At 74.8% G+C, this 26280-nt stretch carries 21 protein-coding genes and 1 pseudogene; 10 read left to right on the top strand and 12 right to left on the bottom strand.

Going from position 1 to position 26280, the window contains the following annotated elements; translation table 11 throughout:
• Nucleotides 1–161: 161 nt before the first annotated feature.
• From FH609_RS04010 to FH609_RS03995, 4 genes are all read left to right on the top strand, one after another.
• The gene (locus tag FH609_RS04010) at nt 162–1169 is read left to right on the top strand and encodes an ATP-binding cassette domain-containing protein (RefSeq protein WP_226961384.1); all 1008 of its coding nucleotides are present in this window, start codon (nt 162–164) and stop codon (nt 1167–1169) included.
• Complete coding sequence (locus FH609_RS04005; RefSeq protein ID WP_139670458.1) at nt 1166–1981, top strand: ABC transporter permease; 816 nt, start codon at nt 1166–1168, stop codon at nt 1979–1981. The genes FH609_RS04010 and FH609_RS04005 overlap by 4 nt, the downstream gene beginning before the upstream one ends.
• Complete coding sequence (locus FH609_RS04000; protein WP_139670456.1) at nt 1978–2772, top strand: ABC transporter permease; 795 nt, start codon at nt 1978–1980, stop codon at nt 2770–2772. Before FH609_RS04005 ends, FH609_RS04000 begins: the two co-directional genes overlap by 4 nt.
• A gap of 154 nt (nt 2773–2926) precedes the next feature.
• A complete protein-coding gene (locus tag FH609_RS03995) occupies nt 2927–3967 on the top strand; it encodes a LacI family DNA-binding transcriptional regulator (RefSeq protein ID WP_139670454.1) in 1041 nt (346 codons plus the stop codon).
• A gap of 227 nt (nt 3968–4194) precedes the next feature.
• On the opposite strand, the gene FH609_RS03990 is transcribed toward FH609_RS03995, so the two are convergent.
• A complete protein-coding gene (locus tag FH609_RS03990; protein ID WP_405379053.1) occupies nt 4195–4920 on the bottom strand; it encodes a DNA-binding response regulator in 726 nt (241 codons plus the stop codon).
• Nucleotides 4921–4926: 6 nt separating this feature from the next.
• Between FH609_RS03990 and FH609_RS03985 the strand changes: the two genes are divergently transcribed.
• A complete protein-coding gene (locus FH609_RS03985; RefSeq protein ID WP_139670450.1) occupies nt 4927–5769 on the top strand; it encodes an aldo/keto reductase in 843 nt (280 codons plus the stop codon).
• A 142-nt stretch (nt 5770–5911) separates the two neighbouring features.
• Nucleotides 5912–7780: a TerD family protein gene (locus FH609_RS03980; protein WP_139670448.1), complete on the top strand. Its 1869-nt coding sequence runs from the start codon at nt 5912–5914 to the stop codon at nt 7778–7780.
• Nucleotides 7781–7869: 89 nt separating this feature from the next.
• Here the strand turns inward: FH609_RS03980 and FH609_RS03975 are convergent, their stop codons facing one another.
• Nucleotides 7870–9321 (bottom strand): PLP-dependent aminotransferase family protein, encoded by a 1452-nt coding sequence (locus tag FH609_RS03975; protein ID WP_139670446.1) that lies wholly within the window; start codon nt 9319–9321, stop codon nt 7870–7872.
• Nucleotides 9322–9460: 139 nt separating this feature from the next.
• Here FH609_RS03975 and FH609_RS03970 point away from each other — a divergent pair, with 139 nt between their 5' ends.
• From FH609_RS03970 to FH609_RS03955, 3 genes are all read left to right on the top strand, one after another.
• Nucleotides 9461–9961 carry a cupin domain-containing protein gene (locus FH609_RS03970; RefSeq protein WP_139670437.1) on the top strand — a complete coding sequence of 167 codons (501 nt, stop codon included), beginning with the start codon at nt 9461–9463 and terminating at the stop codon, nt 9959–9961.
• Nucleotides 9962–10143: 182 nt separating this feature from the next.
• Complete coding sequence (locus FH609_RS03965) at nt 10144–10983, top strand: ABC transporter ATP-binding protein (protein WP_139670435.1); 840 nt, start codon at nt 10144–10146, stop codon at nt 10981–10983.
• A gap of 513 nt (nt 10984–11496) precedes the next feature.
• A complete protein-coding gene (locus FH609_RS03955) occupies nt 11497–12195 on the top strand; it encodes a restriction endonuclease (protein WP_139670433.1) in 699 nt (232 codons plus the stop codon).
• A gap of 101 nt (nt 12196–12296) precedes the next feature.
• Here FH609_RS03955 and FH609_RS03950 read toward each other — a convergent pair whose 3' ends face one another.
• From FH609_RS03950 to FH609_RS03940, 3 genes are all read right to left on the bottom strand, one after another.
• Nucleotides 12297–13904 carry an ABC-F family ATP-binding cassette domain-containing protein gene (locus FH609_RS03950; RefSeq protein ID WP_139670431.1) on the bottom strand — a complete coding sequence of 536 codons (1608 nt, stop codon included), beginning with the start codon at nt 13902–13904 and terminating at the stop codon, nt 12297–12299.
• Between the two features lie 412 nt (nt 13905–14316).
• On the bottom strand, nt 14317–15315 hold the full coding sequence (locus FH609_RS03945; protein ID WP_193317986.1) for a CehA/McbA family metallohydrolase: 999 nt from the start codon (nt 15313–15315) through the stop codon (nt 14317–14319).
• 160 nt (nt 15316–15475) lie between these two features.
• Nucleotides 15476–16732: an amino acid deaminase/aldolase gene (locus FH609_RS03940; protein WP_139670728.1), complete on the bottom strand. Its 1257-nt coding sequence runs from the start codon at nt 16730–16732 to the stop codon at nt 15476–15478.
• 174 nt (nt 16733–16906) lie between these two features.
• Here FH609_RS03940 and FH609_RS03935 point away from each other — a divergent pair, with 174 nt between their 5' ends.
• Complete coding sequence (locus tag FH609_RS03935; RefSeq protein ID WP_139670429.1) at nt 16907–18223, top strand: D-arabinono-1,4-lactone oxidase; 1317 nt, start codon at nt 16907–16909, stop codon at nt 18221–18223.
• Between the two features lie 101 nt (nt 18224–18324).
• Here the strand turns inward: FH609_RS03935 and FH609_RS03930 are convergent, their stop codons facing one another.
• The 7 genes and pseudogenes from FH609_RS03930 to FH609_RS03900 form a co-directional block, all read right to left on the bottom strand.
• A complete protein-coding gene (locus tag FH609_RS03930) occupies nt 18325–19500 on the bottom strand; it encodes an NAD(P)-binding domain-containing protein (RefSeq protein WP_226961383.1) in 1176 nt (391 codons plus the stop codon).
• A gap of 217 nt (nt 19501–19717) precedes the next feature.
• Nucleotides 19718–20854: pseudogene (locus FH609_RS03925) on the bottom strand (pectate lyase family protein); the annotation flags it as partial.
• Between the two features lie 42 nt (nt 20855–20896).
• Nucleotides 20897–22123: a right-handed parallel beta-helix repeat-containing protein gene (locus FH609_RS03920; protein ID WP_139670427.1), complete on the bottom strand. Its 1227-nt coding sequence runs from the start codon at nt 22121–22123 to the stop codon at nt 20897–20899.
• A 247-nt stretch (nt 22124–22370) separates the two neighbouring features.
• Nucleotides 22371–23189 carry a sulfite exporter TauE/SafE family protein gene (locus FH609_RS03915; RefSeq protein ID WP_139670425.1) on the bottom strand — a complete coding sequence of 273 codons (819 nt, stop codon included), beginning with the start codon at nt 23187–23189 and terminating at the stop codon, nt 22371–22373.
• 135 nt (nt 23190–23324) lie between these two features.
• Nucleotides 23325–24059 carry a type 1 glutamine amidotransferase gene (locus tag FH609_RS03910; RefSeq protein ID WP_139670423.1) on the bottom strand — a complete coding sequence of 245 codons (735 nt, stop codon included), beginning with the start codon at nt 24057–24059 and terminating at the stop codon, nt 23325–23327.
• Between the two features lie 126 nt (nt 24060–24185).
• Nucleotides 24186–25028, bottom strand: coding sequence for a DJ-1/PfpI family protein (locus FH609_RS03905; RefSeq protein ID WP_139670422.1), 843 nt, complete (start codon nt 25026–25028; stop codon nt 24186–24188).
• Complete coding sequence (locus FH609_RS03900) at nt 25025–26011, bottom strand: GlxA family transcriptional regulator (RefSeq protein WP_139670724.1); 987 nt, start codon at nt 26009–26011, stop codon at nt 25025–25027. Before FH609_RS03900 ends, FH609_RS03905 begins: the two co-directional genes overlap by 4 nt.
• Nucleotides 26012–26280 lie beyond the last annotated feature (269 nt).

Below are 26280 nucleotides of genomic sequence, written 5' to 3'. Positions count from 1 at the left end.
CACCTGCGGCGGGCGACGGTCGTGGGCGGGAAAGTGGCCCGGTGGTGGGGCGGTTGCCGCTCTCGGAACGCCTCCCCTAGGATCGTGCAGGCTCCTCAGGGCTGGAGCTTTCCACACGACGTCGGTCGACCCCGCCCTGCGTGGTCGACGGGGAGTCCGTCGTGCACGCACGCGCAGCGAAGCCCGATCCGATCATCACGACCCGGGGCCTGGGCAAGTCATACGACTTCTACGAGCAGCCAGCGAACCTGCTGGGTGCCCTCCGGAGCCTCCTCCGCCGCGAACTCACGACCGTTCAGGCCGTCCGGGACCTGAACCTGGACGTGCGGCGCGGGGAGATCGTCGGCCTCCTGGGGCCGAACGGCGCCGGGAAGACCACCACCGTCAAGATGCTGTGCGGTCTGCTGGTGCCCACCACGGGCGGCCTGAGCGTCTGCGGGGAGACCCCGGCACGTCGCTCGTACCCGTTCCTGTCGCAGATCTCGGTCATCTTCGGTCAGAAGTCGATGCTCTGGTGGGACGTGTCCACCCGGGAGTCGTTCAGGATCCACAAGAGCATGTACGAGATCCCGGACGACGACTTCTCCGAGGTCGTCGCGCGGCTCGGCGAACTCCTCGACATCGGCGGCATCCTGGACGTTCCGGTCCGCAACCTCTCCCTCGGGCAGCGGATGCGCTGCGAACTCGCCCTGGCCCTGCTGCACCGGCCGTCGCTCCTCTTCGCCGACGAGCCCACGATCGGCCTCGACGTCGAGGCCAAGGTGGTCGTGCGCGCCCTCTTCCGGGAGATCAACCGGACGTTCGGCACCACCATCGTCCTGACCAGTCACGACATGAGTGACGTGGAGGCGCTCTGCGACCGCGTCGTCATCGTCACGGACGGTGGGGCGGCCTTCGACGGGGACATCGGCGAGCTGCGCGCGCGGGCCGGCATCGCGCGGACGGTGGTGTTCACGTACCGGGACACACCCCGGCTCCCGCCCGAGATCCTGCGGGCGTCCGTCGAGAGCGGAGCGCACAGCGTGCGGCTGCGCCTGGGCGATCAGCCGGTGGCGACGCTCGTCCAGGCCGCCACGGGCTGGGGCGACCTCGCCGACGTCGGGATCGTCGAGCCCGGGCTCGACGAGGTCATGTCGAAGGTGTTCAGCGAGAGCGGACGCCGCCCGTGACGCACCACGTCCCGCGACGCAACGCCGCCGTGTTCGTCGCGGTGTTGCGTCAGGAATTCCAGACGATCGCCCAGTACCGCTGGTGGCTGCTGGCGATGCAGGCGAGCGTTGTCGTCATCCCGCTCATCTCCCTCCTGGTGTGGCGCGGTGCGATCTCCCACGGAGCCGACCCGCCGGTCACGCGGGAGTATCTGACGACCTATCTGGTCCTGGTCAGCCTCGTCACCATGCTCACGTCGAGCTGGACCACCAGGTTCCTCGCCGAGAGCATCCGCCTGGGACGCCTGAACACCTGGCTCGTCCGGCCCTGCTCCACCCATCTGGCCGCCGCCGCCAACAACGTCGCCGAGAAGATCGCGAAGCTCGCCACGCTGCTGCCGCTCGTCGCCGTTCTGGCGGTGGCCTTCCTCGGTGACATCAACCTGCCGACGCAGCCTCGACGTTGGCTGCTCTTCGCCTGGGCCCTCGCCCTGGGTGCCACGATGACGTTCTGCCTCGACATCGTCGTCGGCTCGCTTGCCTTCTGGTGGCAGGACATCAGCGCCGTGGACCGCTTCCGGCAGCTGATCACGCTTCTCCTGTCGGGCGCGCTGGTTCCGCTGGCGGTCATGCCGTCGGCGTGGGGGCCGTTCCTCGATGTCCTGCCCTTCGGATACATCGTCGCGTTTCCCATCGACACGCTGTTGGAGCCGAGCGGCGCGGAACTGGGGACGAGCCTGGTCGTCCAGGTGGGTTGGGCCCTTCTCCTCCTCGCGACCGCCCGCCTCGTCTGGCGGCGCGGGCTCCGCCTCTACCACGGGGCGGGCGCATGAAGACACGAACCGCGCTGGTGACCTTCCGGGTGTGGCGAAAGCTGGTGCGCCAGGCACTGATGCGGGATTTCCAGTTCCGTTCGCAGGCGTGGATTCACCTGGCCGCGAGCGTGGGGGAACTGCTCGTCGGCGTCGTCCCGGTGTTGGTCCTGACCCGTTACACGGGGGCGGACCCGGAGATCTCGCAGGCGTCCGTTCTCGCGGTCGGCGTGTTCGCCGTCACCACGGGGCTGATGGACTGCTTCGTCTCCCCCGGCCTGCGGAGGTTCGATTTCGCCGTTCGCCAGGGCGAGTTGGACCTCGCGATCGTCAGGCCCGTGCCGACGTTCTTCTACGCCGTGCTGCGGTGGATTCAACCGACCGAGCTGGGCAGGTGCCTGAGCGGGATCGCGATCCTGGCGGTGGCTCTCGGGACCGGCGACCTCGCCATCGCTCCCCTGGCGGTGGTGAGCATGGTCGTGTGGGCGTTCGTCGGGACCGTCGCCTACTGCGCCTTCTGGGCCGATCTGGCGTTTCTCGCCTTCTGGGCACGCTCCATCGAGCCGGTGAACGAGCTGGCCGCCGCCTGGCGCGGCGCCGGCCAGTACCCGCGGCAGTTCTTCCCGCGAACGTTCCAGATCGTGCTGGTGTCGCTGGCCCCGGCCGCGCTGAGCGGCTCCTATCCGGCGCGGCAACTGCTCGATCCGGACGCCTCGCTCGTGCTCGCACCCGTCGTCCTCGTCGCGACGGCCTCCGTCACCGCGCTGGTGTGGCGGCGGGGCCTGGCCCGTTACGACAGCGCGAGCAGCTGAGAACGCCCCTGCCAGCCGACGACGGCCGGCTTCCGGGCCGCGGCTCGGGGCACGGCCCGGGTCCGGGCTCCGGGACGCGGCTCAGGTCGTGGGCACGGTGTCCCGTTGGGAACGCGTTGGGGAAACTTCCGGAAACCTGGCGTAGGGATCCCCCATGGCGAACGGAAAGCGTGTCACGGCTCGTGATGTGGCCGCGCTGGTCGGGGTCTCGCCCGGCACGGTGTCGAAGGCGCTGTCGGGCCGGGGGGCCGTCCACCCCGACACGCGGGAGCGCGTGCTCAGGGCCGCGAGGGAGCTGGGCCTCAGGACCGCCCGCACGCCCCTCGAGCCGACGCCCGCGCGGGACCTGACGGTCGGCCTGGTGGCCCAGGAGCCCTTCGGGATGCGGCGCACGTCGCCGCTGCTGCTCGGCGCCATGGAGCGGTTCGCCGAGCACGACATCGCCTTCCTGCTCTGCGACGGCCGAGGCGATCCCATCCGCGAGCAGCACTTCGCGGAGTCGCTGCTCCGACGCCGGGTCAACGGCATCCTCGTGGCGGGCAGCGGCGGCGAGCGGCTGACGCGGCCGCCGCTGCGCGGAGCCGTCGGCGTGCCCGTGGTCTACACGACGAGCGCCTCGACCGATCCGCGCGACGTCTCCGTAGTGCCGGACGACCGGGGCGGCGCCGAGGCCGCCGTCCGGCACCTGGTCGCGACCGGCCGGCGGCACATCGCCTGCGTGCTGGGGCCACGGCGCGAGGAGGCCGCCCGGGTCAAGGTCGCCGCCGCGCGGGAGGTGCTCGCCGAGCACGGGCTCGCCCTGGCCGTCGACCCGCTGCACGGCCCCTGGAGCGAGGAGTGGGGCCGGCAGGCCGCGATGCGGCTGGTGCACGGCGGCGTGCGCCTCGACGGGCTGGTGTGCGGGAACGACGTGATCGCCCGGGGCGTCACCAGCGCGCTCGGGACGCTGGGCGTCTCGGTCCCCGACGACATCGGCGTCATGGGGTTCGACAACTGGGCGGTGATGGTGGAGGCCAGCCGTCCCCGGCTGTCGAGTGTCGACCTGAACCTCCCGGACGTCGGCGCGGTGGCGGCGGACCGGATGATCGAGGCGACCCTGCGGGGCGTCGCGCCCCGCCCCGGGGTCACGACCGTCGAGTGCGACCTCGTGCCGCGCGAGTCGACCGCCGTCGCCCCGCCCGGCGCCCGCGTGTAGTTCCCTTTTGTTTCCCTGTTGTTGGGGTTGCCCCTCTCATGCACCGTGGTTACATCCGGGTTGCGGAAACATTTTGTTTCGGACGTTTCTCTTCTGGGCGTTTCCGCCCTCCATCCCGTCCGCACCTCGTCCCGAACCTCGTCCCGAACCTCGTCGGAGAGGACGCGCCGATGTCGGCGAGGCGCCCTGACGGACCCCGGGCCGTGGGGCCGGGCCGAGGCGTTCGTTCAGCGGGAGAGGCCCCAGGAGCCGGCGCGGAGTCCGGCCTGGAAGCGGGAGTCCGCGTCGAGCGCGGCCATCAGCTCGGCCACCCGCCGGCGGTAGGTGCGCAGCGAGACGCCGAGCCGCCGCGCGGCGGCCGCGTCGGTGAGGCCGGAGGCGAGCGCGTCCAGGACCTGGCGGCCGGCGGCGTCGAGGTGGGGAACGTCGTCGCCAAGGTAGCTGTCCAGGTCGCGCGCGGTGTCCCAGAGCGCGGAGAACAGGGCGTGGACGCCGTCCACGAGGACCGGTGACGTCGTCACGGTGTACTCGCGGCCCGCCGGGCTCGCGGGCCCGGCGAGGATCATCACCCGGCGGTCGATGACGATGGTCTCCTGGGGCAGCGGCGCCTGGCTGATCCGGACGACGGTGCCGCGCCCGCGGATCAGTCGCAGGTGGGCGCGGGTCTCCTCGTCGGCGAGCGACGCCGGGCTGAGCAGCTTGCGCGCGGTGAACCTCGGGTCGGCGCCGGCCCGCATCCGGCGCATCATCCCGGCCCTGGCCCGGGGCCGCGACCAGGTGGTGAGGTCACGCGCCGCGCACACGAACTCGCGGTCGGCGGACTCGAAGAGATGACCGGCGCGCTCGATCAGCTCCGCGTCGCCCCGCACTGAGAACACCTGTTCCTTCCGCACCCCACCAGTCTGGCAGCAGGCTGCCACGGACTCGCCCGCCCCCTCGGCCGGGGACACCATGGGCCCATGACGACCAAGATCTTCTCCCTCGGTGGAGACCTGACCATCAACCGGCTCGGCTTCGGCGCGATGCGGCTGGCGATGTCCACGTTCGACGGTCCGCCGCGCGATCCCGAGGCCGGCATCGCGGTGCTCCGGCGCGCCGTGGAGCTGGGCGTGAACCACATCGACACGGCCGGCTTCTACGGCAGGGGCGGGGTGTGGGCGAACGAGCTGATCCGCACGGCGCTCGCCCCCTACCCGGACGACCTGGTGATCGCGACCAAGGTCGGGCCGCTGCTCGCCGACAACGGCGTGCCGAGCGGGCAGGCCAGGCCGGACCAGTTGCGCGGCCTGGTCACCACGGACCTGCGCACCCTCGGGCTCGACCAGTTCCCGCTGGTCTACCTGCGGGTGGGCGGGATGAGCGGTCCCGGCGGCGAGTCGATCGGGGAACGGTTCGCGGTGCTGGCCGAGCTGCGGGCGGAGGGGCTGATCCGGCACCTGGGCATCAGCAACGTCGACGCCGCCCAACTGGCGGAGGCCCGGGCGATCGCACCGGTCGCCGCCGTGCAGAACGCGCACACCGAGGACATGGCGCTGCTCGCCGAGTGCGAGGCGGCGGGGATCGCGTTCGTGCCGTACTTCCTGCTGGGCGGCGGCGGCAACGCGCTCGACGTGGCACGGCTCGACCGGGTCGCGGCGCGCCGGGGGGTCACCGCCTCGCAGGTGCAGATCGCCTCGCTGCTGGCGCTGTCGCCCTCGGTGCTGGCGATCCCCGGCACCGGCTCCGTCGACCACCTGGAGGAGAACGTGGCGGCCGGCGACCTCGACCTCGACGCCGATGACCTGGCCGAGCTGCGCCCCTGACGCCGCGTGCGTTCCGTTCCCACGTTCCGTTCCAACTGGGCGCGGCCCGCGTCCGGTTGGCGGCCTTCGGGGGCGGCGGCGCGTATCGGGAGGAATGGGCGTTCGGCTTGATGCGGGGTGATCCCCCCGCATTCTGATCGCCATGTCTCTCATGTCGCCCGCCCTGGGCCTGTCCGATCCGTCCGACCCACCCGCGCACGCCCCGGACTGGGCGCTGGTGGACGTGGAGACCTCGGGCCTGGTGCCGCGCCGTGACCGGGTGTTGTCGGTGGCGGTGGTGACTCTGGGTCCCGACGGCGAGCCGACCGGGGAGTTCGCGACGCTGCTGAACCCCGGCTGTGATCCGGGCCCGACGCACATCCACGGGCTGACCGCCGAGCGGCTGCGGGGCGCGCCGACGTTCGACCGGATCGCGGACCGGATCGGGGCCCTGCTGCGGGGCCGGGTGTTCGTCGCGCACAACGCCCAGTTCGACTACGACTTCCTCGCGCACGAGTTCGCCCGCGCCCGGATGTCGCTCCCGGTGACGCGACGGCTGTGCACACTGGCGCTGAACCGCCGCATCGAGCCGCCGACCGGGGACCTGACGCTCGGCTCGCTCGCCGCACACTACGGCGTCCCTCAGGCGCGGCCGCACGACGCGCTGGACGACGCCCGGGTGCTGGGCGGGGTCTTCCGCGCGACGCTGCGGGAGGCGGCGAGGCTGGACGTTCCGCTGCCGCTGGTGGCCTGCCCGCCGCGCCAGGACCCACGGTTCGCGCCGAAGCCGCCCAAGTCGACCTGCGCGTACCGCAATCCCGGTCCCTGGACTCCGGGCGGGCCGCTCGTGCAGGGCATGAAGATCGCCGTCACCGGGCCGACCGTGGCATCCAGGGCGGAGCTGGTCGAACGGGCGGTCGCCGCCGGGCTCAACGTGATGGGGTCCGTCAGCCGGCGCACCAGCCTGCTGGTGACCAACGACGCCTCGTCCGCCTCGGCGAAGGCCAGGCGAGCCCGGGCCGAGGGCGTTCCGATCGTCGACGAGGCCACGTTTCTTGGTCTGCTGGACGCGGTGCGGCCTGGCGTCCCGCACGCGGCGGAGGCCCCGGCGACCTTGCTCGGCGCGGCCGCCGCCGCACGGACGACTCGGGCCGCCGCACCGCCCGGTGCCACGGGCCCGGGGGGCCCGGCGGATGCGGTCTCAGACGCGGTCTCAGACGCCGAAGCGGACCTCGCGGGGCGGCGCGTGCTCGTCCTCGGCGGCCCGCACGACGCGGCGGTGGCCGCCCGGGCCCGCGTCGTGGAGCGGGGCGCCGCCGCTGCCGTCAACCTGTCGGCCGGCGTCACCGACGTGGTCCTGCTCGCCGGCGGCGATGCGGATCGGCGGATGCGCCGGATCGCCGACCTCGGCCTGCCCACGCACGACGCGGCCTGGCTGACGGCGTCACCCGCCGGCCGGCCGGCGCCGGGCACGGCCGAGCCGCGCGGGGCGGCGCTGGTGCTGCCGCGCGGCGGCGTCGTCGACCTGCCGGCCGAGAACGGCGGGGCGCCGCCGACCCGTTGGGCGGTCACCGCCTCCTGGGAACAGCGCACGACCTGCGAGATCGATGTCGTGGCCTTCGTGCTCGACCAGGACGAACAGGTCGCGTTCGACGAGGACTTCGTCTTCTACGGCGCCCCCGAGAACCCGGGTTCCACGGTGCGGCTGCTCGGCGACGGGCCGACCGAGCAGACCGTCGAGGTCACACCGGCCACCCTGCCGCCCTCGGCCCACCGGGTGGTCGTGGCCGCCGCGATCGACGGCGCGGCCACGTTCGGCGAGGTCGGCGCCATCCAGATCAGCGCGGCGCCCGGCCCCTCGGCGCCGCCACTCGTCCAGGCCACGTTGGACGCCGCCACCAGTGAGCGGACGCTGGTGCTCGCCGAGGTCTACCGCCGTGGCCCGAGGTGGCGGCTGCGCGCCGTGGGCCAGGGCTACGACCACGGCCTCGCCGACCTCGCCCGGCGCTACGGGGTCGAGGTCGACGACTGACCCCGGGCGGTCCCGAAGGGGCGGGCGGCTCCTTCCCGAAGGAGCGCGGGCGACTCCTTGATCGACCGGCGCCCGGGGCGCCCCGGTGGCTAACCCTGCGGGGGCAGGGTGTGGCAGAGGGCTTCGAGCGCCGCGCCGTAGGCGTGGTCGGGGGGTGCGGCGTAGCCGACGACCAGACCGTCGCGGGGCGGGTCGGTCGCGTCGGGGTGGCGGAACGCGGCGAGGCCGTCGACGGAGACGCGCGTGGCCGTGGCGGTCGTGACCGTCGAACGCTCCGTCCCCGGCGGCAGGTTGAGGACCACGTGCAGGCCGGCGGCGATGCCGGTGGGCGTGACGTGCGGCACCCGGCGGGCGAGGAGCCCGACGAGGCGGTCCCGGCGGCCCCGGTACCGCTGCCTGGCCCTGCGGACGTGCCGGTCGTACTGTCCTGAGGCCAGGAGGTCGGCGAGCGTCAGCTGGTCCGTCACGCTGGACCACGCCTCCCGCTCGCCCTTGGCGCACAGCACCGGCTCGATCAGGTGGTCGGGCAGCACCATCCAGCCGAGCCGCAGCGCGGGCGAGAGGCTCTTACTGACCGAGCCCAGGTACACCACCCGCTGCGGGTCGAGCCCCTGGACGGCGCCGACCGGGTCGCGGTCGTAGCGGAACTCCCCGTCGTAGTCGTCCTCCAGGAGCACGCCGCCCGACCGGCGCGCCCAGTCCACGGCGGCCGCCCGCCGCTCCGGGTGGAGCGTTCCCCCGGTGGGGAACTGGTGCGCTGGCGTGAGCAGCGCCGCCCTGATCCCCGGGAGGTCAGTCAACTCGCCGGTGTGCGCGCCGTGTTCGTCCACGGTCAGCGGAACGGTCCGCACCCGCGCCGTCGCCAGGATCGAACGGTGGAACGGCAGCCCGTAGGACTCGACGGCCAACGGACCGCCCAGCACCTTCCCGCCCAGCACCTTCCGGCCGAAGAGCAGCCGCAGGGCGTGCGCGACGCCCGAGCACACGACGATCGATTCCGCGCCGGCGCGCACGCCCCGGGCGCGCGCCAGGTAGCGGGCGAGGGCCTCGCGCAGCTCGGGCCGGCCGCGCGGGTCGCCGGGGCCGAACGCCTCGCTGGGCGCCGCGTTCACCGCCCGCCGCGCGGCGGCCAGCCAGACGGTGCGGGGGAACGAGCCGGCGTCCGGCAGTCCCTGCCGCAGGTTGTGCGCCGGGAGCGCGGGGCGGGTCGGCGCGGGCGCCGAGCGGCCGTGCGGGGTGGCGGCCGGCCGGGCGCGGGGCGCCACCCAGGTGCCCGCCCCCTGGCGGGCGACGAGCCAGCCCTCGGCGACGAGTTCGGCGTAGGTCTCGGCGACGGTGTTGCGGGCCAGCCCGAGGTCGGCGGCGAGCGAACGGTACGGCGGGAGGCGGGTGTCGGGGGCCAGCCGCCCGTCCTCGATGGCCTCCCGCAGCGCGCGCCCGAGCGCGGCCCGGCGGCCGCCGCCGGTCGCCGGGTCGAGCCGCAGGTCGAGGTGGATGTCGCTGCCGCCGCGCTCGGCCGGATTGACCCAGGAATCAGCCATGGGATTGCACCCTACCCGGGGTCTTTCCCGCGCCTAGCGTGGTGGTCACGGGGGCGCGGCGAGGAGCCGGCACCAGCCGGCCCTTTCCCCGTCCTCGGAACCCGAGCCCGATGTCACAGCCACCGCAAGGAGCGTCCCCATGACCGAGCAAGTGACCGCCCCCGCCCCCGTTCTCGTGCGTGCCGCCTCCGCCGAGACGGTGCGGGACGGGGCCGCCAGCCTCATCACCCTGTTCGCCGACTCCGCCCAGACCAAGGGGGCGTTGACGGCCAACCGCGCCACCCTGCGCAGGGGCTCCCCCGGCGCTCCGGCGCACTTCCACACCCGGGCGACGGAGCTGTTCTTCGTGCTGGGCGGCAAGCTGCGGGTGCTGCTCGGCGAGTCGGTCGTCACGCTGGGGGCGGGCGACCTCGTGACCGTCCCGCCCCGGCTGCCCCACGCGTTCGCGCCCGCCCCCGGCACCGAGGCCGACGTGCTGGTGGCCTTCACGCCCGGCATGGACCGGTTCGACTACTACCGGCTGCTGGAGCGCGTCTACCAGGGCCGGGCCGGCGTCGAGGAGATCAGGGCCAGCTCGGAGCGGTACGACAACCACTACCACGAAAGCCCCGTCTGGCAGGCCGAGTTGGCTCGTGCCTGAGCCGCCCCGCCCGCCAGCCGCCCTTCCGGGGCACCGGCCGGGCCGGCGGCTCGGCCGGGCCGGCGGCTCGGCCGGGCCGGCGGCTCGGCCGGGCCGGCGGCTCGGCCGGGCCGGCGGCACCGCCGTCGCCTACCCTCGTGCCGGGGAGCGGCGAGAACGGCGAGACGAGTGAGAACGGTGCGATGAGTCGGAGGCCCGAAGTGATCAGCGCCAGCGACGTGGAGGTCGTCCGCGACGGGACGCCGATCCTCGCGGAGGTGTCGCTGACCGTCCGGGAGGGCGAGCACTGGGCGCTGCTCGGCGCCAAAGGTGCGGGAAAGAGCACGCTGCTGGCGCTGCTCGGCGCGCGCGGGCACCCGACCAGGGGCACGGTGCGGGTGCTCGGCCGGACGTTGGGCCGGGTCGACCTGCGGGAGCTGCGGGCCGCCGTCGGCCATGTCGACCCGCGCCATCCGCTGCGTTCCCCGCTGCGGGTGCGCGACGTCGTGCTGACCGGGCTCACCAACAGCGTGGAGCCGCTGCCCCGTTGGGCGCCGAGCGCCGAACAGCGGGCGCTGGCGGACCGGTTGATCGAGACGCTGGGCATGGCCGGTCGGGCCGACGCCCGTTGGCCGACGCTCTCGCAGGGCCAGCGGGGGCGCACCCTGATCGCCAGGGCGCTGATGCCCCGGCCTCGACTGCTGCTCCTCGACGAGCCCTCGACGGGGCTTGACCTGGCCGGCCGGGAACAGCTCCTGGACAGCCTGGAGACCCTGCGACTGACCCAACCCGCCCTCACCACCGTGCTCGTCACCCACCACCTGGAGGAACTTCCCCCGGGCACCAGCCACGCGCTGCTCCTGCGCGAGGGGCGCGTTCTCGCGCGCGGGCCGGTGGCGACCACCCTGACCAGCGACCAGGTCAGCAAGTGCTTCGACCACCCGCTGCGCCTCAGCCGCGCCGACGGCCGCTGGAGCGTGCGCACCGACCCGCCACGCGGACGTCCGGGCCGGCCGCCGTTCAGCCAGACGAGGATGTCCTGATCCGCTCCTCGACCGTTGGGCATTCGATAAGCGTGCGGCAGTTCCCTTGAACGAATGGTCGCAGCCGGTCTACTTCTTTCATTTTGGCAACTCGGCGGCGTTCCTCGGTATGTGATCTCCGTGGAACTCGGCCACTACTGTCACGCCGGCGCCGGCCATATGCGGTTTCTCGGCCGGCCCACCGGCGCCCGTGGGTCGGGAACTGTCAGTGCCGCTTGTTAGACCGGATCCCGAGGTGGCGCCGCGCCGGGTGGTGCCGCCGTCGGAGGAGAGGGCACGGCAGATGCCGCAGGGAAAGCACGTACCGGACGGATTCGTCCGCGTCAGGTCACACATTCGGCGCCTGCCGACGGCGCGAGGTGGCGGAAACACGAAAAGGGGACTCAGCGGCTGGACGATCGCCGCGCTCATCGCTGGCGTGTGGCTGTGGGGACAGGTCTTCGGATTCGGTGACGCCGGGGCAGAGGAGCCGGCAACGTCGGAGACCTCGGTGAGCGAGTCGGCGGACCGGCGATGAAGGGTCCGCGCCCGCGCTGGCCGCGCGGTGGCGGCGAGTGGCTGGCGGCGGCGCTGGTGGCGGTCGCGCTCCTGACGGCCCTCGTCGAACTGGCGGCAGCGGCGGCCGAGTTGCTGGTGCGTAGCTGGCCGGTGTCGCTGGCAGCGGCTCTCGGCGGCTCGCTCTGCGGAGGCTGGCGCGCCTGGCGCGGTGCCAGAGCGGAACGGGAACGGGCGGCGGCGCTGGCCACGTTACGCATACGTCTCGACGACCTGGACGCGATGGGCGACAAAGCCTTCGAGTTCGCGCTGCGCGACCTGTTGATCCGGGACGGGTGGGCGGCCCGGGTCGTCGGGCGAAAGGGGGACCAGGCGGCGGATGTGATCGCGGACCAGGAGCGGCGCGGGCGGATCGTGCTTCAGGCCAAGCACACACGCGTCGGGAACAAGGTCAGGTCGTCGGTGATGTACCAGGTGAAGGGCACGGCGGGTCCGGTGCACGGCGCCGACACGGCGGTCGTCGTCACCAACGCGGACCTCACCCGGGACGCCAAGGCCTGGGGCGATCGGCACCAGGTGCACTGGCTGGACCGGGAACGGCTGCGCCACTGGGCCGAGTTGGGCACCCCGCTGCACGCTGTCCTCCGCCTGCCCGAGGGGCGGTCGCGGCGTCGGACGGCGCGAAGGGAGGTGCCCTTGTCTGACGCGAGCCCGTGAGTCTCCGGCGGTGGGCCTGTCGCGCGCCGGCGCGCGACAGGCCCACCGCCGGTGTGGCCAGCCAGGTGCGCCCCGCCGCTCGCGGGGCGGGGCGCGCCGGGTCAGGCGGACAGGTCGCGGCGTTGGCGCATTCGGCCGTCGGGGTCGAGGGCGATGACGGTGTCCACGCCGATCCGGTCGAGGAAGCCGGCGTCGTGGCTGACGACGAGGAGCGCTCCCCGGTAGGCGTCGAGGGCCTCCACCAGTTGCTCGACGCTGACGATGTCCAGGTTGTTGGTCGGCTCGTCCAACACCAGCAGGTGGGCGGGCGGTTGGGCGAGGAGGAGCCGGGCGAGGGAGACGCGGAACCGTTCGCCGCCGGAGAGGGTGCGCACCGGGCGGTCGGCGGCAGCGCCGCGCAGCAGGAGGCGAGCGAGCTGGTTGCGGACGGTTCCCGGGGGCGTGTCGGGGGCGACGGCCCGCACGTTCTCCATCGCGCTGGCGTCCTCGTCGAGGCCGTCGAGGCGCTGCGGGAGGTAGCCGACGCGTTCGGTCAGCAGCCGTCCGTGGGGCCGGTCGGGCACCGGCGCCGTGCCGTTGACCAGGTGTTCGAGCAGGGTCGACTTGCCGGTGCCGTTGGGGCCGACGAGCGCGACGCGCTCCGGGCCCTGGACGACCACGGTGCGGTCCTGGTCCACCAGCTCGGCCAGCCGCCTGCCGCGCGGGAGTTCGGGGTCGGGGAGGACGAGCCGGATGTGTTCCTCCTCGCGGACGCGGGCGTCGGCGGCGTCCACGGCGGCCTGGGCGGCCCGCACCTTCTCGTCGAGGGTGGTGCGCAGCGCGCCCGCCGAGCCCTGGGCCCTGCTGGCGCGGTTGCCGGCGATGATCTTCGGGATGCCGCCGTCCTTCTGGGTCTTCCTGGCGGTGCGCTCCCGGCGCGCCAGCTTGGTCTCGGCCTCGACGCGCTGCCGCTTCTCGACCCTGAGGGTCTGCTGGGCCGAGCGCGCGGCCTGGACGGCCGCCGCCTGTTCCTGCTCGCGGTGTTCCTGCCAGGCGCTGTAGGGACCGCCGAAGGTGTCGAGGGCGCCGTCGTGCAGTTCGGTGGTGTGCTCCATGTGCTCCAGGAGTTCGAGGTCGTGGCTGACCACGACGAGCGTGCCGGGCCACTGGTCGACGAACGCGGCGAGCCTGGCGCGGGTGGGCCGGTCGAGGTTGTTGGTGGGCTCGTCGAGGAGGGTGATCGGGGTGCGGCGGACGCGCAGCCCGGTGATGGCGATGAGCATGGCCTCCCCGCCGGAGACCTCGGTGACGCGGCGGTCGAGGTCGGCGGCGCCGAACCCGATCTGGTCCAGGGCCTCCTCGGCGCGGGCCTCGATGTCCCAGTCGTCGCCGACGGCCTCGAAGTGGCGCTCGGCCACGTCGCCGGACTCGATGGCGCGGAGCGCGGCGATGGTCGCGTCGATCCCGAGGAGCGCGGCGACCGTCGTCTCGTGGCTGAGGGTGAGGGTCTGCGGCAGGTAGCCGACCTCGCCGAGGGTGTCGATCCGCCCTGCGGTGGGGCGCAGGAGGCCGGCGACCAGCCGGAGCAGGGTCGACTTTCCGGCGCCGTTGCGGCCGATGAGGCCGGTGCGGCCGGTGGGGAAGGTCCCGTTGACGCCGGCGAGCGCGACGGTGCCGTCGGGCCATTCGAACGTGAGGTCGCGGAGGGTGATGGCGGAGGGGGTGGGCATGGGGTTCCTTCCACTTCCGGTCGGCCGGGATGGGGCTCTCCGGCGTGACCTGGGGCGCGGCGGGGCTCGGTGGCCGCCGGGCGGGTTGACGGGGAGGGACCGACCACGGGCGGACGCCGGCCACCCGGGCGTGGGGCCGGGTGGCGGGGGCCGCGCGACGCTCGGGGCGGCGCGGGCGGCGGGCGACGAACGGACCGGGGTCGGTGCGGTGCGAACGTGCCGGGGGTTCACGCGGGGGTGTCAACGCCTCGTGGGGAGGCGGACGCACGCCGCGTGCGGGAGGGATCACCGGGTCACTCGGGGGCGCGGGCGCGCGGCCCGCGTGAGTGAGGGGTGCCACCGGCGGTTCGGTGGCTAGATTCTGTCGACCTCGATCTCCATGCCGGCACCCTACCAAGCGGCGCGACGGGGGTCAGTCGAGGACGATCGGGTTGCTCAGCGCCGCCATCCGACCGTCGGCGTGGCGCACCTCGACGCGGACGAAAGCGGCCGGGCGGCGCGCGTCGGCAGCCCACTCGACGGCGCCGGAGCCTTCGGCCGGCAGGGCCGCGTGGTGGACCGGGCCCGCCTCGGTGTGGAGGCCGACGGTGCCCGAGGGCACGCCGTGGACCTCGGCCCGGGCCACGGCGGCCCGCCCCCGCGTCGCCAGCCGCTCCCCCACCCCGGCCTCGGCGTCGCCGGCCCGCGCCGTGAACGTCAGTCCCACGGCGGCCGATTCGGCGATCCAGCAGCGGCCGGCGCGCAGGCCGGCGAGGATCGCGTCAGCGCTCAGCTCGTCGGCGTACACGACGGTGGCCGGGGTGCCAAGCTGGCCCCGGAGATGGACGTCGCTGTCGCCGATCGCCGGCCGCCACCGCCCCCGGGGCACGTCGGCGGCCAGGGCGCGCGCCCAGTCGGCGAGGACGACCTCGTTGTCGGCGTTCCACGGCAGGTCGGAGGCCCACTGCCCGTTCCACACCTCGACGGCGTCGAAGCCCCGGTACGGGTGGCGGAGCGTGCCGGTGGGGTAGGGCGCGTGCGGGTGGGCGGCCACGCACAGCCCGCCGGCCTCGCGCACCTCGGCGAGGTGCCGGTCGTGCGCGGCGTCGCCGGCGCCGTACCGCGCGTCGATGGTCTGGTGGGGGCGCAGGCCGAGCGCGAGCCAGTGCCCGTCGCGGGTGGTGACCTCCTCGCCGAGGATCACCAGCAGGTCGTCGCCGGCGTGCCGGCCCCACGCGCCGTGGGTGGCGGTGGAGGCGTGCTCGGTGGTGGCGAGGAAGTCGAGGCCCAACCGGCGGGCCTCGGCGGCCAGTTCCCCCGGCGTCAGCTCGCCGCCGTCGGAGTGCGTGGAGTGCACATGGCAGTCGCCTCGGTACCAGCCGGGCCCCCGGCCGGCCGCCCGCGGCGGCGGGAGGTCGTCCTGCCCCGTCATGGTTCCCCCGCCCTCTCGCGCGTGCCTTCGGCCCGCCCTGGAGAACGAGGCGCCGCCGGCCGGGGTTCCCCGCCCCGCCGAGCGGGGTTCCGCGCCCCGGCCGGCCCGGGCTCCGCGACTCGCCGGCCGGCGTTCCCCGGCTACGGCCAGCGTTCCCCGTTCAGAGGAACGCGTGGCCCTCGCCCCGGTAGGTGGGGGCCTCGGCGACGACGCGATCGCCGTCCACCAGGTGGAACGTCCGGACATGTTCGGCGAGTTCACCCGCCTTGGCGTGGCGGAACCACACCCGGTCGCCGATCCGCAGCCGGTGGGCGGCGCGGCCGAGCAGCGGGGTCTGCACCTCGCCCGCGCCCTCCATGCCCCGCAGCCGCAGGCCCGGCGGGAAGACCGGGCGCGGCTGTCGGTCGGCGCCCGGCGGGCCGGAGGCGATCCAGCCGCCGCCGAGCACGGTGGCCACGTCGGGCGCCGGGCGGCGCACCACGGGCAGCGCGAAGTAGGCGGCGGGGCGCGGCCGGAAGGAGCGGTAGCCGTCGAAGAGGACCGGGCCGTAGAGCCCGGAGCCGGCGGCTATCTCGGTAACGGCCGGCTCGGCGGCGGTGCGTTCGACGCTGCCGGTGCCGCCGCCGTTGACGAACTCCAGGTCGGCGACCTCCCGCACGGCGGCCACCGCCTCGGCCCGGCGTTCGCGCAGTTCGGCGACGGAGGCGCGCTGGGTGGCGCGCACCGCGAGGCCGCGCAGCGGCGCGCCGGGCGGGGCGTCGCCGACGCCCGCGGTCTGCGACTCGTAGGCCATCAGCCCGACGAGGCGGAACTCCGGGCGGTCGGCCACCGCCCGGGCCAGCGCCAGCGCGGTGGCCGGGCTGCGGACCGGCGAACGGCGCGCGCCGATGTGCAGCCGGTCGCCGAACAGCCGCAGCGAGGCGTCGAGTTCGAGGCACAGCCGCAGCGGACGGGCGGCGGACGGGCGGGCCGCCTCGCGCAGCAGGTCGAGGTGGGCGGCGGAGTCCACCATCAGGGTCACCCGCCGGGCCAGCCGCTCGTCGTCGGCCAGCCGCCGCAGCGCGGCCCGGTCGGCGGTGGGGTAGCCGACGACCACGTCCTCGATGCCGTCGGCGTCGTCGTCGGCGTCGTCGTCGGCGTCGGCGTCGTCGTCGGCGTCGGCGAGCCACAGCGCCTCGGGCAGGGTGTAGGCGAGGACGCCGGCGAAGCCGCGCCGGTCCAGGACCCGCCGGGTGAGGGCGCGGCAGCGCAGCGACTTGCTCGCCACCCGCAGCGGCTTGCCGAGCGCCCGGCGGGCGAGGTCGGCGGCGTTGGCGTCGTAGGCGGCCAGGTCGACCACGGCGAACGGGGGGTCGAGCGCGGCGGTGGCCCGTTCCAGCCGTGCGTGGGTCTCGTCGTCGGCGGCGCGCTGCGCCATAGTGACGGGTGCGCCCACGGTGACCCCCTGGTGCGTCGGTGCGGCCGGCGTGGCCCGGCCGGGTGCGGACCACCGTAACGGGGCCGCCGCCCGGCGCAAGCCCCCGCGCGACGGCGGCCGAACGGGACGGCCGGGACGGCTGGGACGACGGGACGGTGCGAGGGAGGGGACGCGATGACCGCGTGGCGGAACTGGGCGGGGACGGCGAGCGCGCGCCCGGCGCGGGTGGAACGGCCGGGCAGCGTCGAGGAGTTGGCGGCGGCGATCGGGCGGGCCGCCGGCGAGGGGCTGCGCGTCAAGGCGGTCGGCAGCGGCCACTCGTTCACCGGGATAGCGGTCACCGACGGGGTGCAGCTGCGGATGGACGCCCTCGACGCGCCGATCCGGGTGGACGCCAGCTCGGGCCTGGTCACCGTCGAGGCGGGCGTTCCGCTGCACCGGCTGAACGCCGTGCTGGCGGCGCACGGCCTGGCCATGACCAACCTGGGCGACATCGACCGGCAGACGCTCTCCGGCGCGATATCGACGGGGACGCACGGCACGGGCGCCCGCTCGGGGAGCCTGGCGGCGCAGGTGCGGGCGCTCGAACTGGTGCTGGCGGACGGCTCGTCGCTGCGGTGCTCGGCGGAGGAGGAGCCGGAGGTGTTCGCGGCCGCCCGCGTCGGCCTTGGCGCGCTGGGGGTCGTCGCGAGCGTCACCCTCCAGTGCGAGCCGGCGTTCGTGCTGCGGGCCGAGGAGGGGCCGATGCCGCTGGGCGACGTCCTCGGCGGGCTGGACGAACTGCTCGCGGCCAACGAGCACTTCGAGTTCTACTGGTTCCCGCACACCGACCGCACCCTCACCAAGCGGAACAACCGGCTGCCGCCGGGCGAGCGGCCGCGCCCGCTGGGCCGGGCGCGGGCCTGGTGGGAGGACGAGTTCCTGTCCAACACCGCGTTCGAGGCGGTCTGTCGGCTCGGCACGGCGGTGCCCCGGGCGGTTCCCCGGCTGAACGCGGTGGCCGGCCGGGCGCTGTCGGCGCGCGCCTATGACGCCGCCTCGCACCGGGTGTTCGTCTCGCCGCGCCGGGTCGTCTTCCGCGAGATGGAGTACGCGGTGCCCCGGGAGGCGGTGACGGAGGTGGTCTCGGCGGTCCGCCGCTGGGTGGAGCGGAGCGGCGAGCCGGTCGCCTTCCCGGTGGAGGTGCGCTTCGCCCCGGCCGACGACGTGTGGCTGTCCACGGCGCACGGCAGGGACACCGCGTATGTGGCCGTGCACCAGTACCACCGGCTGCCGTACGAGCGGTACTTCCGGGCCGTCGCCGCCATCGCGGACGCGGCCGGCGGCCGACCGCACTGGGGCAAGCTGCACTGGCTGGACGCGGCGGCGCTGCGCGACCGCTACCCGCGCTTCGACGACTTCCTGGCCGTCCGCGACCGCCTCGACCCGGGCGGCGTCTTCGCCAACCCGTACCTCGACCGGGTCATCGGCCGGGCGCCGGGGCGGAGTTGACCGGGCCGGGGCCAGGGCCGGAGTTGACCGGGCCGGGGGCGAACGGGCGGGGGGCGAACGGGTACCCTCAACTCCCCCTCGGACACCGGCCGTTGGGCGGATCAGCGGGTGGTGAGGGCCGCCAGGGCGCGGGCCGCCTCGCGGCCGGCGCGGTTGGCGCCGACGGTGGACTGGGAGGGGCCGAAGCCGATGAGGTGCACGCGCGGCTCGTCGGCGACCTGGGTGCCGCGCAGCGCGATCCCGCCGCGTTCGTTGCGCAGGCCGAGCGGGTCGAGGTGGCGCAGCGCGGCCTTGAAGCCGGTGGCCCAGAGGATGGCGTCCACCTCGGTGAGGGTGCCGTCGGCCTCGCGGACGCCCGTCGGCTCGACGGCGGTGAACATGGGGCGCCGCACCAGCGCGCCGCGTTCCCTGGCGGCGAGGGCGTAGGGCGTCCAGGGCAGCTCGGTGTAGGAGACGACGCTGCCGGTGGGGTTGCCGGCCGTGACGTCGGCGAGGACCCGCGCGATGATCTCGCGGCCCTCGACCTCGGGGCGGAACTCCCCGTCGCGGAAGACGGGTTCGCGGCGGGTGTACCAGAAGGTGGTGGCGACCCGGGAGATCTCCTCCAGCTGTTGGAGCGCGGAGATCCCGCCGCCGACGATCGCGACGCGCAGCCCGGCCAGCTCCTCGGCGGAGGTGTAGTCGCGGGTGTGCAGCTGCCGGCCGAGGAAGGTCTCCTGGCCCGGGTAGTGCGGCAGGACCGGGTTGTTCCAGGTGCCGGTGGCGTTGATGACGGCCCGGGTGCGCCAGCGCCCGGCGTCGGAGTCGACGAGGAGGTCGCCGTGCGGGTCGGCGTCGGCGCGGGTGACGGCGGTGACGTGGACGGGGCGGAGGATCGGCAGGCCGGTGGCGCGTTCGAAGGCGGCGAAGTAGCGGGGGACGGCGGTGCTGCTGGGCTCGGCGGGGTCGATCGGGGGCTGCGGGAAGTCGGGCAGGTCGAAGATGCCGTTGACGGTGGCCATCCGCAGCGACTCCCAGCGGTGCCGCCAGGCGCCGCCGGCGGCGGGCTCGGCGTCCAGCACGGCGAAGGTGCGGCCGGCGGCGGGGTCGGCGCCGGGGTCGGCGCCCGGCTCGGTCAGGGCGCTGGTGAAGCCGCGCCGGCGCAGGTGGTAGCCGGCCGAGAGGCCGGCCTGGCCGCCGCCGATGACCAGCACCGTGGCGCGGCGCTCGCCGGCGGCGGCGGACCGCGCCGGGGCGTGGGGCGCGCGGGTGGCGGCGAAGGGCGCGGAGCCGGCCACGGACACCTCCTCGAACCTTCTTGAAGTCTTCTTGAAGCTTCAACTTCTCTTCAGCGTACTCTTCCGCCGGCTTCCCGAACGGGCGGCCACCGCGTCCCACGGCGGGCCGAGCACCTCGTGCGCGGGCCCGTGCCGCGCGGACGCGGAACGCCCCCTCGCCCACCCGTTCGGGTGAGCGAGGAGGCGGCGGCTCCCGGAGGGCTGGCGCGACGGGCTAGCAGGTGCCGTCGGAGAAGCGGAGGCCGTTGTCGGCGCCGGCGATGTCGCTGACGACGTCGGGGACGCAGCTGGCGTCGTCGAGCGGGAAGGAGTAGGGGATGTCAACGGTGGTGTTGGACTCGGGGTCGGGGCCGGCGGGGTTGGTGTCGTCGCCGGGGCTGGACCAGGTCACGTTGTCGAAGACGTTGCCCGACACCTGCCAGTAGCCGGCCTCGTCGGTGTAGAACGTGCCGAGCACGTCCTTGGAGTCCTCGAAGTAGTTGTTGTCGACCCGGACGCGGGCGCCGGCGCGGGAGTTGATCCCGGACTCGTTGATGCTCACGTAGTGGTTGTTGAAGACGTGGCCAACGCCGCCGCGCAGCAGCGGGGTGCGGGAGTCGATGTTCTCGTACAGGTTGTGGTGGTAGGTGACGAAGCCGTTGGAGGTGTCGCTCTCGCTGGAGCCGACGAGCCCGCCCCGGCCGGAGTTGCGCAGGATGCTGTTGGAGAGCGTCACGTACTGCGTGTTGTTCTTCATGTCGAACAGGCCGTCGTAGCCCTCGTCCTCGCCGCCGGACGCCTCCAGGGTGACGTGGTCGACCCAGACGTTGCGGACGTCCTTCTCCATGCCGATGGCGTCGCCGCCGTTGGAGGTGGGCGAGCCGGACTTCTTGACGTTTCTGACGGTGACGTTCTGGATGATGATGTTGCTGGACTCCCGGATGTGGATGCCCAGTTGGTCGAAGACCGCGCCGTCGCCGACGCCGACGAGGGTGACGTTGCTGATCTGCTTCAGCTCGATGACGCCGTCGGCGGTGTTGCAGCTGTCGCCGGAGACCTTGCTGGTGTTGCCGTGGTTGATGGTGCCCTCGACCTCGATGGTGATCGGGGTGTCCTCGCTGGCGCGGGAACAGAGGGCCTCGTGGATCTGGGTGCCGGTGGTGGCCCGGACGGTCGCGCCGCCCTCGCCGCCGGTGGTGCCGCCGTTCTGGCTGGCGTAGCCGGAGGCGGTGCCGGTCGCGGCGGCCGAGGCGCCGGTCGTGGCGAGCGTGACGCCGGTCGCGGCGACCACGGCGGTCAGCGTGGCGGTGACCGCGAGCCGCAGCCCGAGCCTTCTCCTGGTCCTGGCGGACCTTCTGGTGGTTGTTCCGGTCATGGTGGGTGCCTTTCGCGCGGTGGGGGGTGAGGGGCGCGTGGGTCAGTCGGTGAGCGCGGTGCCGCCGAAGGTCACGACGAGGCTGCCGTCGTCGGCGAACGACCAGGCCAACTCGCCCTCGTACGCGGCGCACTCGGGCGCGTTCTCGCCGGACCAGAACGCGTTGGAGCCGTCCACGTCGCCGATGGTGCGGTCGTTGGAGCCGCTGTCGCAGGAGACGTTGTCGCGGAAGACCGAGGAGCCGCCGTCGAAGTTGAAGTTGCGCTCGGCGCTGCCGACGCCGACGTTGCCGGAGACGGTCAGGGAGCCGGTGTTGCGGTTGTAGGTGAAGCCGTGCTTGCCGTTGTCGACGGCGAGGTTGTCGCGCAGCACATGGTCGACGGGGATGTCCTCGCCGCCCAGCTTGAAGCCGTTGCGGTCGCCGTCGCCGGCCTGGGAGCCGTCGGAGAGGGTGCCGTTGGCGTAGGCGAGGGAGTTCTCGACGGTCACCGCGCCGATGGGTCCGGTGTCGGACTTGGTGTAGAGGTCGTAGCCGTCGTCGATGTTGTGGTGCGCGACGGTGTGCCGGAAGACGTTGCCCGGGCCGACGGTCAGCTTGGGCGCGAAGCCGTCGGCGTCCTCGCCGTCGGAGTCCACGTTGTCGTGCGAGACGGCGCTGAGGACGAGGTTGTTGGCCGGCCACTCGCTCTCGGGGGTTTCGGAGGTGGCGCGGGAGAGCTGGAGGCCGGAGTCGCGATTGTGGCGGGTGACGGTGCGCTCGATGACGTTGTCGCTGCCGCTGACGAAGATACCGTTGTCGCCGGCGTGTTGGACGACGATGCCGTAGAGGTGCCAGTAGTCGGCGTTGAGGGCCAGGCCCCGGTTGGCGGGGTCCTCCTCCTGGGCGGAGAAGTCGAGGACCGGGGTCTCGCCCGGGTAGGCGGTCAGGGTGGTGCGGGCGTCGGCGGTGCCGTCGCTGCCCGGGTCGATGGTGACGGTCTCGGCGAGGTCGTAGGTGCCGTCCCGCAGGTAGATCGTTCCGCCGGCGGCGACCCGGTCGACGGCCGCGGTGAGCGTCGTCGGGTCGTCCTCGGTGCCGGCGGCGTCGGGGCTGCCGTCGGGCGCGGCGTAGAGCGCGTCGGCGGCGAGGGGGACGCCGGAGGCGGTGACGTCGGCGGTCTCGTCGGCGCCGGCGACGGCGCCGGACAGCAGCCAGGCCGTCGTCGCGCCGGCGAGCGTCACCGCCAGGGTGACGCGACGGCGGCGGGTGGGGACTCGGGGCAGGGACATGCGGTCAACTCCTCATCGGACCGGGGTGGGGGCGCGCGTCCGACGGCATCGCGCGAGCGGGGGCGAGCGGCTCCCTGACGGGTCGCCCCCGGGCGGGCGCGCACGGTCCGGGGCGGGGAACGCGCCGCCCGGGGCCGGCACTTGGGGGCCAGCGTAGGAGGAGGCGGTGGCACTATCCCGGGCTGCGCGTGGACAATACCGACGTGGCGGGCCCGTCGCCGGGCGGACGGTCGGCCCGGCGGAGCGGTCAGAAGAAGACCAGGTTGACGATGGCGACCGTGCCGATGACCACGATCAGGGTGCGCAGCAGCCGGGGCGGCAGCCGCCGGCCGACGCGGGCGCCGACCACGCCGCCGAGGGTCGCGCCGACGGCGAGCAGCGCGACGACCGGCCAGTCGATGGAGCCCCAGGCCACCGTCATGAAGACGAGCGTGGCGACCAGGTTGACGCCGGTCACCAGGAGGTTCTTGACGGCGTTGACGGACTGGAGGGACTCGGCGGTCAGGATGGAGAGCAGGCCGACGACGAGGATGCCCTGGGCCGCGCCGAAGTAGCCGCCGTAGACGCCGACGACGGCGATCCCGCTCAGCAGGCCGAGGCGGCGCGCGGGCGGGGCGGGCCGGTCGGCTTCCGCTGGCTCCGCGCTGGCGCGGCGGGCGGCGGCCCGTTGCACGAACGGTCCTGCGACCACCATCAGCAGCCCGACGGCGATCAGCGCGGGGACGACGGTGCCGAACGCCTCGTCGGGCAGGACGAGCAGCAGCAGCGCGCCGGCGATGCCGCCGACCAGGGACGCGGGCAGCAGGACGCGCGCCAGGTCGGCGTTCTCGCGCAGTTCGCGGCGGTAGCCGATGGTGCCGGAGAGGCCGCCGCCGACCAGGCCGATGTTGTTGGAGATGTTGGCGACCAGCGGGGAGTAGCCGCACAGCACCAGCACGGGGAACGAGACCAGGGTGCCGGAGCCGACGACGACGTTGATCATCCCGGCCCAGAAGCCGGCGGCGAGGATCGCGGCGCCCTTGCCCCCGGTGACGAGGGCGTCGGACAGGGCGAGTTCGACGGTCATCGCCGGCCGGCCGGCACGTCGGGCCCGGGACCCGGTCCTCGCAGGTCACCGCGTGTCGCATCCATGGCGGCAAGGCTATCGCCGGGGGCGGGCGCGCCCACGCCGGGGTGCGCCGGGGGCGCGCGGGCGTGCGGCTCAGCGCGCGCCGGCGCCCGCGCTGGCGCGCACCACGGCGGCGAAGTGGGCGACCAGCCGCCGCGCCGCGCGGGCCGACTCCGGCTCGCGGCGCTCGGCCTCGGCGCGGAGCGCCGGCAGGTCGAGGCCGCCGTCGGCGAGGGCGGCGGCGTCCCAGTGGGCGAGCCGGTCGGCGCCGACCTCCGGGTGGAACTGGGTGCCCCAGGCCGAAGGACCCAGCCGGAACGCCTGCACCGGGCAGAGCGGGCTGCTCGCCAGGTGGACGGCGCCGGGCGGGAGGTGGGTGATCTGGTCGCGGTGGTTCTGGATGACCGGGAACGTCGCGGGCAGCGGGCCGAACAGCGGGTCGTCGGCGGCCTCGGGGCGGCGGGTGACCGGGTGGGAGCCGCGTTCGGGCGTGCCGTGGTCGCCGCGCACGGTGCCGCCGTGGGCGGCGGCCAGCAGTTGGGCGCCCAGGCAGATGCCCAGCAGCGGGACGCCGTCCGCCACGGCCCGGCGGGCCAGGCGCCGTTCGCGGGCCAGCCAGGGGCGCCGGGCGTCGTCGTCGGGCAGGAACCCGCCGCCGAGCAGCACCACCGCGTCGTGGCCGCCGGGGTCCTCGGGCACGTCGGGGCCCTGGACCTCGGCGAGGGTCAGGCCCTCCTCGGGCAGCCAGCCCAACAGCCGGCCGGCGCCGCTGCGTTCGTGGTTGACGACCAGCAGCACGCGGGGCGCGGAACGGGGTGCCGCCGTCATGTCCACCGCCTCTCGGGCCGCCGCGCGGGGCGGGCGCCTCCATGGTGACCACGGGGTCCGGCCGCCGGTCAAGGCGGCCCGGCGCAACGGCGCCCGCCTCGCGCCGGCGCGCGCCGGCGCGGACCGCTATCCGCCCGTGGAGTCCGCCAGCAACCGGAGCGCCAGGTCGCGCAGCTCCTGGCTCGCCTCGGCGGCGTTGCCCGAGTCGAACGGCGGTGCCGGGTCGTACTCCAGGGCGAGCTGGACGGCCCGCGCCACCTCCTCGCCGGCGAGTTCGGCCGCGAGGAGGAGCGCCATGTCGATGCCGGCCGAGACCCCGGCGGAGGTGAGCAACTTCCCGGACCGCACGAAGCGTTCGGCGACGTAAGCGACGCCGTAGGTGGACTCGATGTACTCGGCGGAGGCCCAGTGGGTCGTCGCCCGCCGCCCGGTCAGCAGCCCGGCGGCGGCCAGGATCACCGAGCCGGTGCAGACCGAGGTGGTCCAGCGGGTGCCCGGGTGGTGGCGGCGAATCCAGTCCAGGAGCGCGGGGTTGTCGATGGCGGCGACCACGCCGTCGATGCCGCCGCCGGGGACCAGCAGCACGTCGAGGCGGTCCACCTCGTCGAGCGCCAGGTCGGCCGTGACGGCGATGTCGCCGGTGTCGGTGCGGACCGGGCCGGGCCGCTCGCCGACGAGGGCGACGTCGGCGTCGGGCAGCCGGCCGAGCACCTCGGCCGGGCCGGTCGCGTCGAGCAGCGTGAACCCCGGGTAGAGGAGAATCCCGACGCGCGGCCCGGTCCCCTCCCGTGCCGGCCGGCCGGCGGCCGCCTCCTGCGGCGCTGGCTGGCGGCGGCCGGGCGCGGGGGCGGCGCCGAGGGTGGCGGCGCCGGCGAGCACCGTGCTGGCGGCCGTGGTGGCCAGGAACGTCCTGCGGTGCGTGGGGCGCCTGTCGGGGTGGTGCGGGTGCGGGTGCGTGTCTCGCGTCATGGCAGGGAAGCGTGGCGCGGACTCGGGCCGCGCGGGGCCGGCGTGTCCGCCATCCTGCGCAGCGTGTCCCCCGTCGCACCGTAGTGGTCGAGGAGCGCCTGCCGCAGGACCGTCGCCGAGCCGAAGCCGCAGCGGCGCGCCACGGCGACGAGCGGCAGCGAGCTGGTGCGCAGCAGGTGAACGGCCGCCTCGGCGCGGGCGGCGCGCACCGCCCGGGCCGGGGTCATGCCGAGGTGGGCGGTGAACAGCCGGGTCAGATGGCGGGGGCTGACGCCGGCCCTGGCCGCCAGCGCGCGCGGGCTGAGGTCGTCGGCGAGATGGCCGGCGACATGGCGCAGCAGGTCGGCGACGGCGCGGTCCCTGGGCGGCGGTGCGGCGAGGAACGCGCTGAGCTGCGCCTGGTCGGCCGGCCTGTGCACCCAGGTGACCAACTCCCGTGCGGCGGCGCGCGCCAGGGCGGGCCCGTGGTCGTCCTCGACCAGGGCGAGGACCAGGTCCAGGGCGCTGATCACGCCGGCCGAGGTGAAGACGGAGCCGTCGCGGACGTAGAGCGGCGCGGGGTCGACGGCGACCCTCGGGTAGCGGTCGGCGAGGTCCCGCCCGTAGCGCCAGTGGGTGGTGACCCGGCGGTGGTCCAACAGGCCGGCCTCGGCGAGGACGTGGGCGCCGGTGCAGACCGAGGCGACCCGCCGGGCGCCGCGCGCCAGGCGGCGCACCTGGGCCACGAGCGGCCGGTCGCGGGCGGCGGCCTCGCTGCCGAAGCCGCCGCTGACGATCAACGTGTCGAGCCGCCCGGTCACCTCGGCCAGCGCCAGCGGCGCGCCGACCAGCACCCCGCTGGAGGTACGGGCGGCCCGGCCGGTCGGGGTGGCGACCTCGACGGCGTAGGGCGGCGCGGCGCCGTGCGCGTTGGCGATCTCCAGGGCGCCGGCCGGGCAGGCGATGTCGAGGATCTGGGCGTCGTCGTAGGCGACGATCAGCATCCGGCGGGCCCGCCCCGGCCGGCCCTCGTCCGGCCCTTCCGGCTCGGTCATGGGCTCTCCCCTCTTTTTCTCCCGGTTCTCTGCCGGTTCTCGCCCGGTGTTCTCCCGGTCTCGCCCGCGCCGCGCGGGCCTCCCCCTCGAAGAGTCGACGTCCGGGGCACCCCGGTTCCCGGCCGGTTCCCCGGCGGTCCCCGAACGGCCGACAGCCGGGAACTCGCGCCGGCCCGGAGTCGTTCTGGAGGAACGCGAGGCGTCACCGCACCGGTACG

The organism is Streptomyces sp. 3MP-14, from assembly GCF_006334905.2.
In the GTDB taxonomy this organism is placed as follows: domain Bacteria; phylum Actinomycetota; class Actinomycetes; order Streptomycetales; family Streptomycetaceae; genus Streptomyces; species Streptomyces triticirhizae.
Note: the sequence above shows the minus strand (reverse complement) of the source record. Positions and strands in the feature narration are given on the sequence as shown.

What these genes read in the sequence shown, in the direction of transcription:
- FH609_RS03980 (WP_139670448.1), top strand. Translation starts at nt 5,912, where the DNA reads ATGTCTCTCATGTCGCCCGCCCTGGGCCTGTCCGATCCGTCCGACCCA.
- FH609_RS04000 (WP_139670456.1), top strand. Translation starts at nt 1,978, where the DNA reads ATGAAGACACGAACCGCGCTGGTGACCTTCCGGGTGTGGCGAAAGCTG.
- FH609_RS03965 (WP_139670435.1), top strand. Translation starts at nt 10,144, where the DNA reads ATGAGTCGGAGGCCCGAAGTGATCAGCGCCAGCGACGTGGAGGTCGTC.
- FH609_RS03905 (WP_139670422.1), bottom strand. Translation starts at nt 25,028, where the DNA reads ATGACGCGAGACACGCACCCGCACCCGCACCACCCCGACAGGCGCCCC.
- FH609_RS03995 (WP_139670454.1), top strand. Translation starts at nt 2,927, where the DNA reads ATGGCGAACGGAAAGCGTGTCACGGCTCGTGATGTGGCCGCGCTGGTC.
- FH609_RS03975 (WP_139670446.1), bottom strand. Translation starts at nt 9,321, where the DNA reads ATGGCTGATTCCTGGGTCAATCCGGCCGAGCGCGGCGGCAGCGACATC.
- FH609_RS03970 (WP_139670437.1), top strand. Translation starts at nt 9,461, where the DNA reads ATGACCGAGCAAGTGACCGCCCCCGCCCCCGTTCTCGTGCGTGCCGCC.
- FH609_RS03900 (WP_139670724.1), bottom strand. Translation starts at nt 26,011, where the DNA reads ATGCTGATCGTCGCCTACGACGACGCCCAGATCCTCGACATCGCCTGC.
- FH609_RS03955 (WP_139670433.1), top strand. Translation starts at nt 11,497, where the DNA reads ATGAAGGGTCCGCGCCCGCGCTGGCCGCGCGGTGGCGGCGAGTGGCTG.
- FH609_RS03950 (WP_139670431.1), bottom strand. Translation starts at nt 13,904, where the DNA reads ATGCCCACCCCCTCCGCCATCACCCTCCGCGACCTCACGTTCGAATGG.
- FH609_RS03910 (WP_139670423.1), bottom strand. Translation starts at nt 24,059, where the DNA reads ATGACGGCGGCACCCCGTTCCGCGCCCCGCGTGCTGCTGGTCGTCAAC.
- FH609_RS03935 (WP_139670429.1), top strand. Translation starts at nt 16,907, where the DNA reads ATGACCGCGTGGCGGAACTGGGCGGGGACGGCGAGCGCGCGCCCGGCG.
- FH609_RS03920 (WP_139670427.1), bottom strand. Translation starts at nt 22,123, where the DNA reads ATGTCCCTGCCCCGAGTCCCCACCCGCCGCCGTCGCGTCACCCTGGCG.
- FH609_RS03990 (WP_405379053.1), bottom strand. Translation starts at nt 4,920, where the DNA reads ATGGTGTCCCCGGCCGAGGGGGCGGGCGAGTCCGTGGCAGCCTGCTGC.
- FH609_RS03940 (WP_139670728.1), bottom strand. Translation starts at nt 16,732, where the DNA reads ATGGCGCAGCGCGCCGCCGACGACGAGACCCACGCACGGCTGGAACGG.
- FH609_RS03985 (WP_139670450.1), top strand. Translation starts at nt 4,927, where the DNA reads ATGACGACCAAGATCTTCTCCCTCGGTGGAGACCTGACCATCAACCGG.
- FH609_RS03915 (WP_139670425.1), bottom strand. Translation starts at nt 23,189, where the DNA reads ATGACCGTCGAACTCGCCCTGTCCGACGCCCTCGTCACCGGGGGCAAG.
- FH609_RS03945 (WP_193317986.1), bottom strand. Translation starts at nt 15,315, where the DNA reads ATGACGGGGCAGGACGACCTCCCGCCGCCGCGGGCGGCCGGCCGGGGG.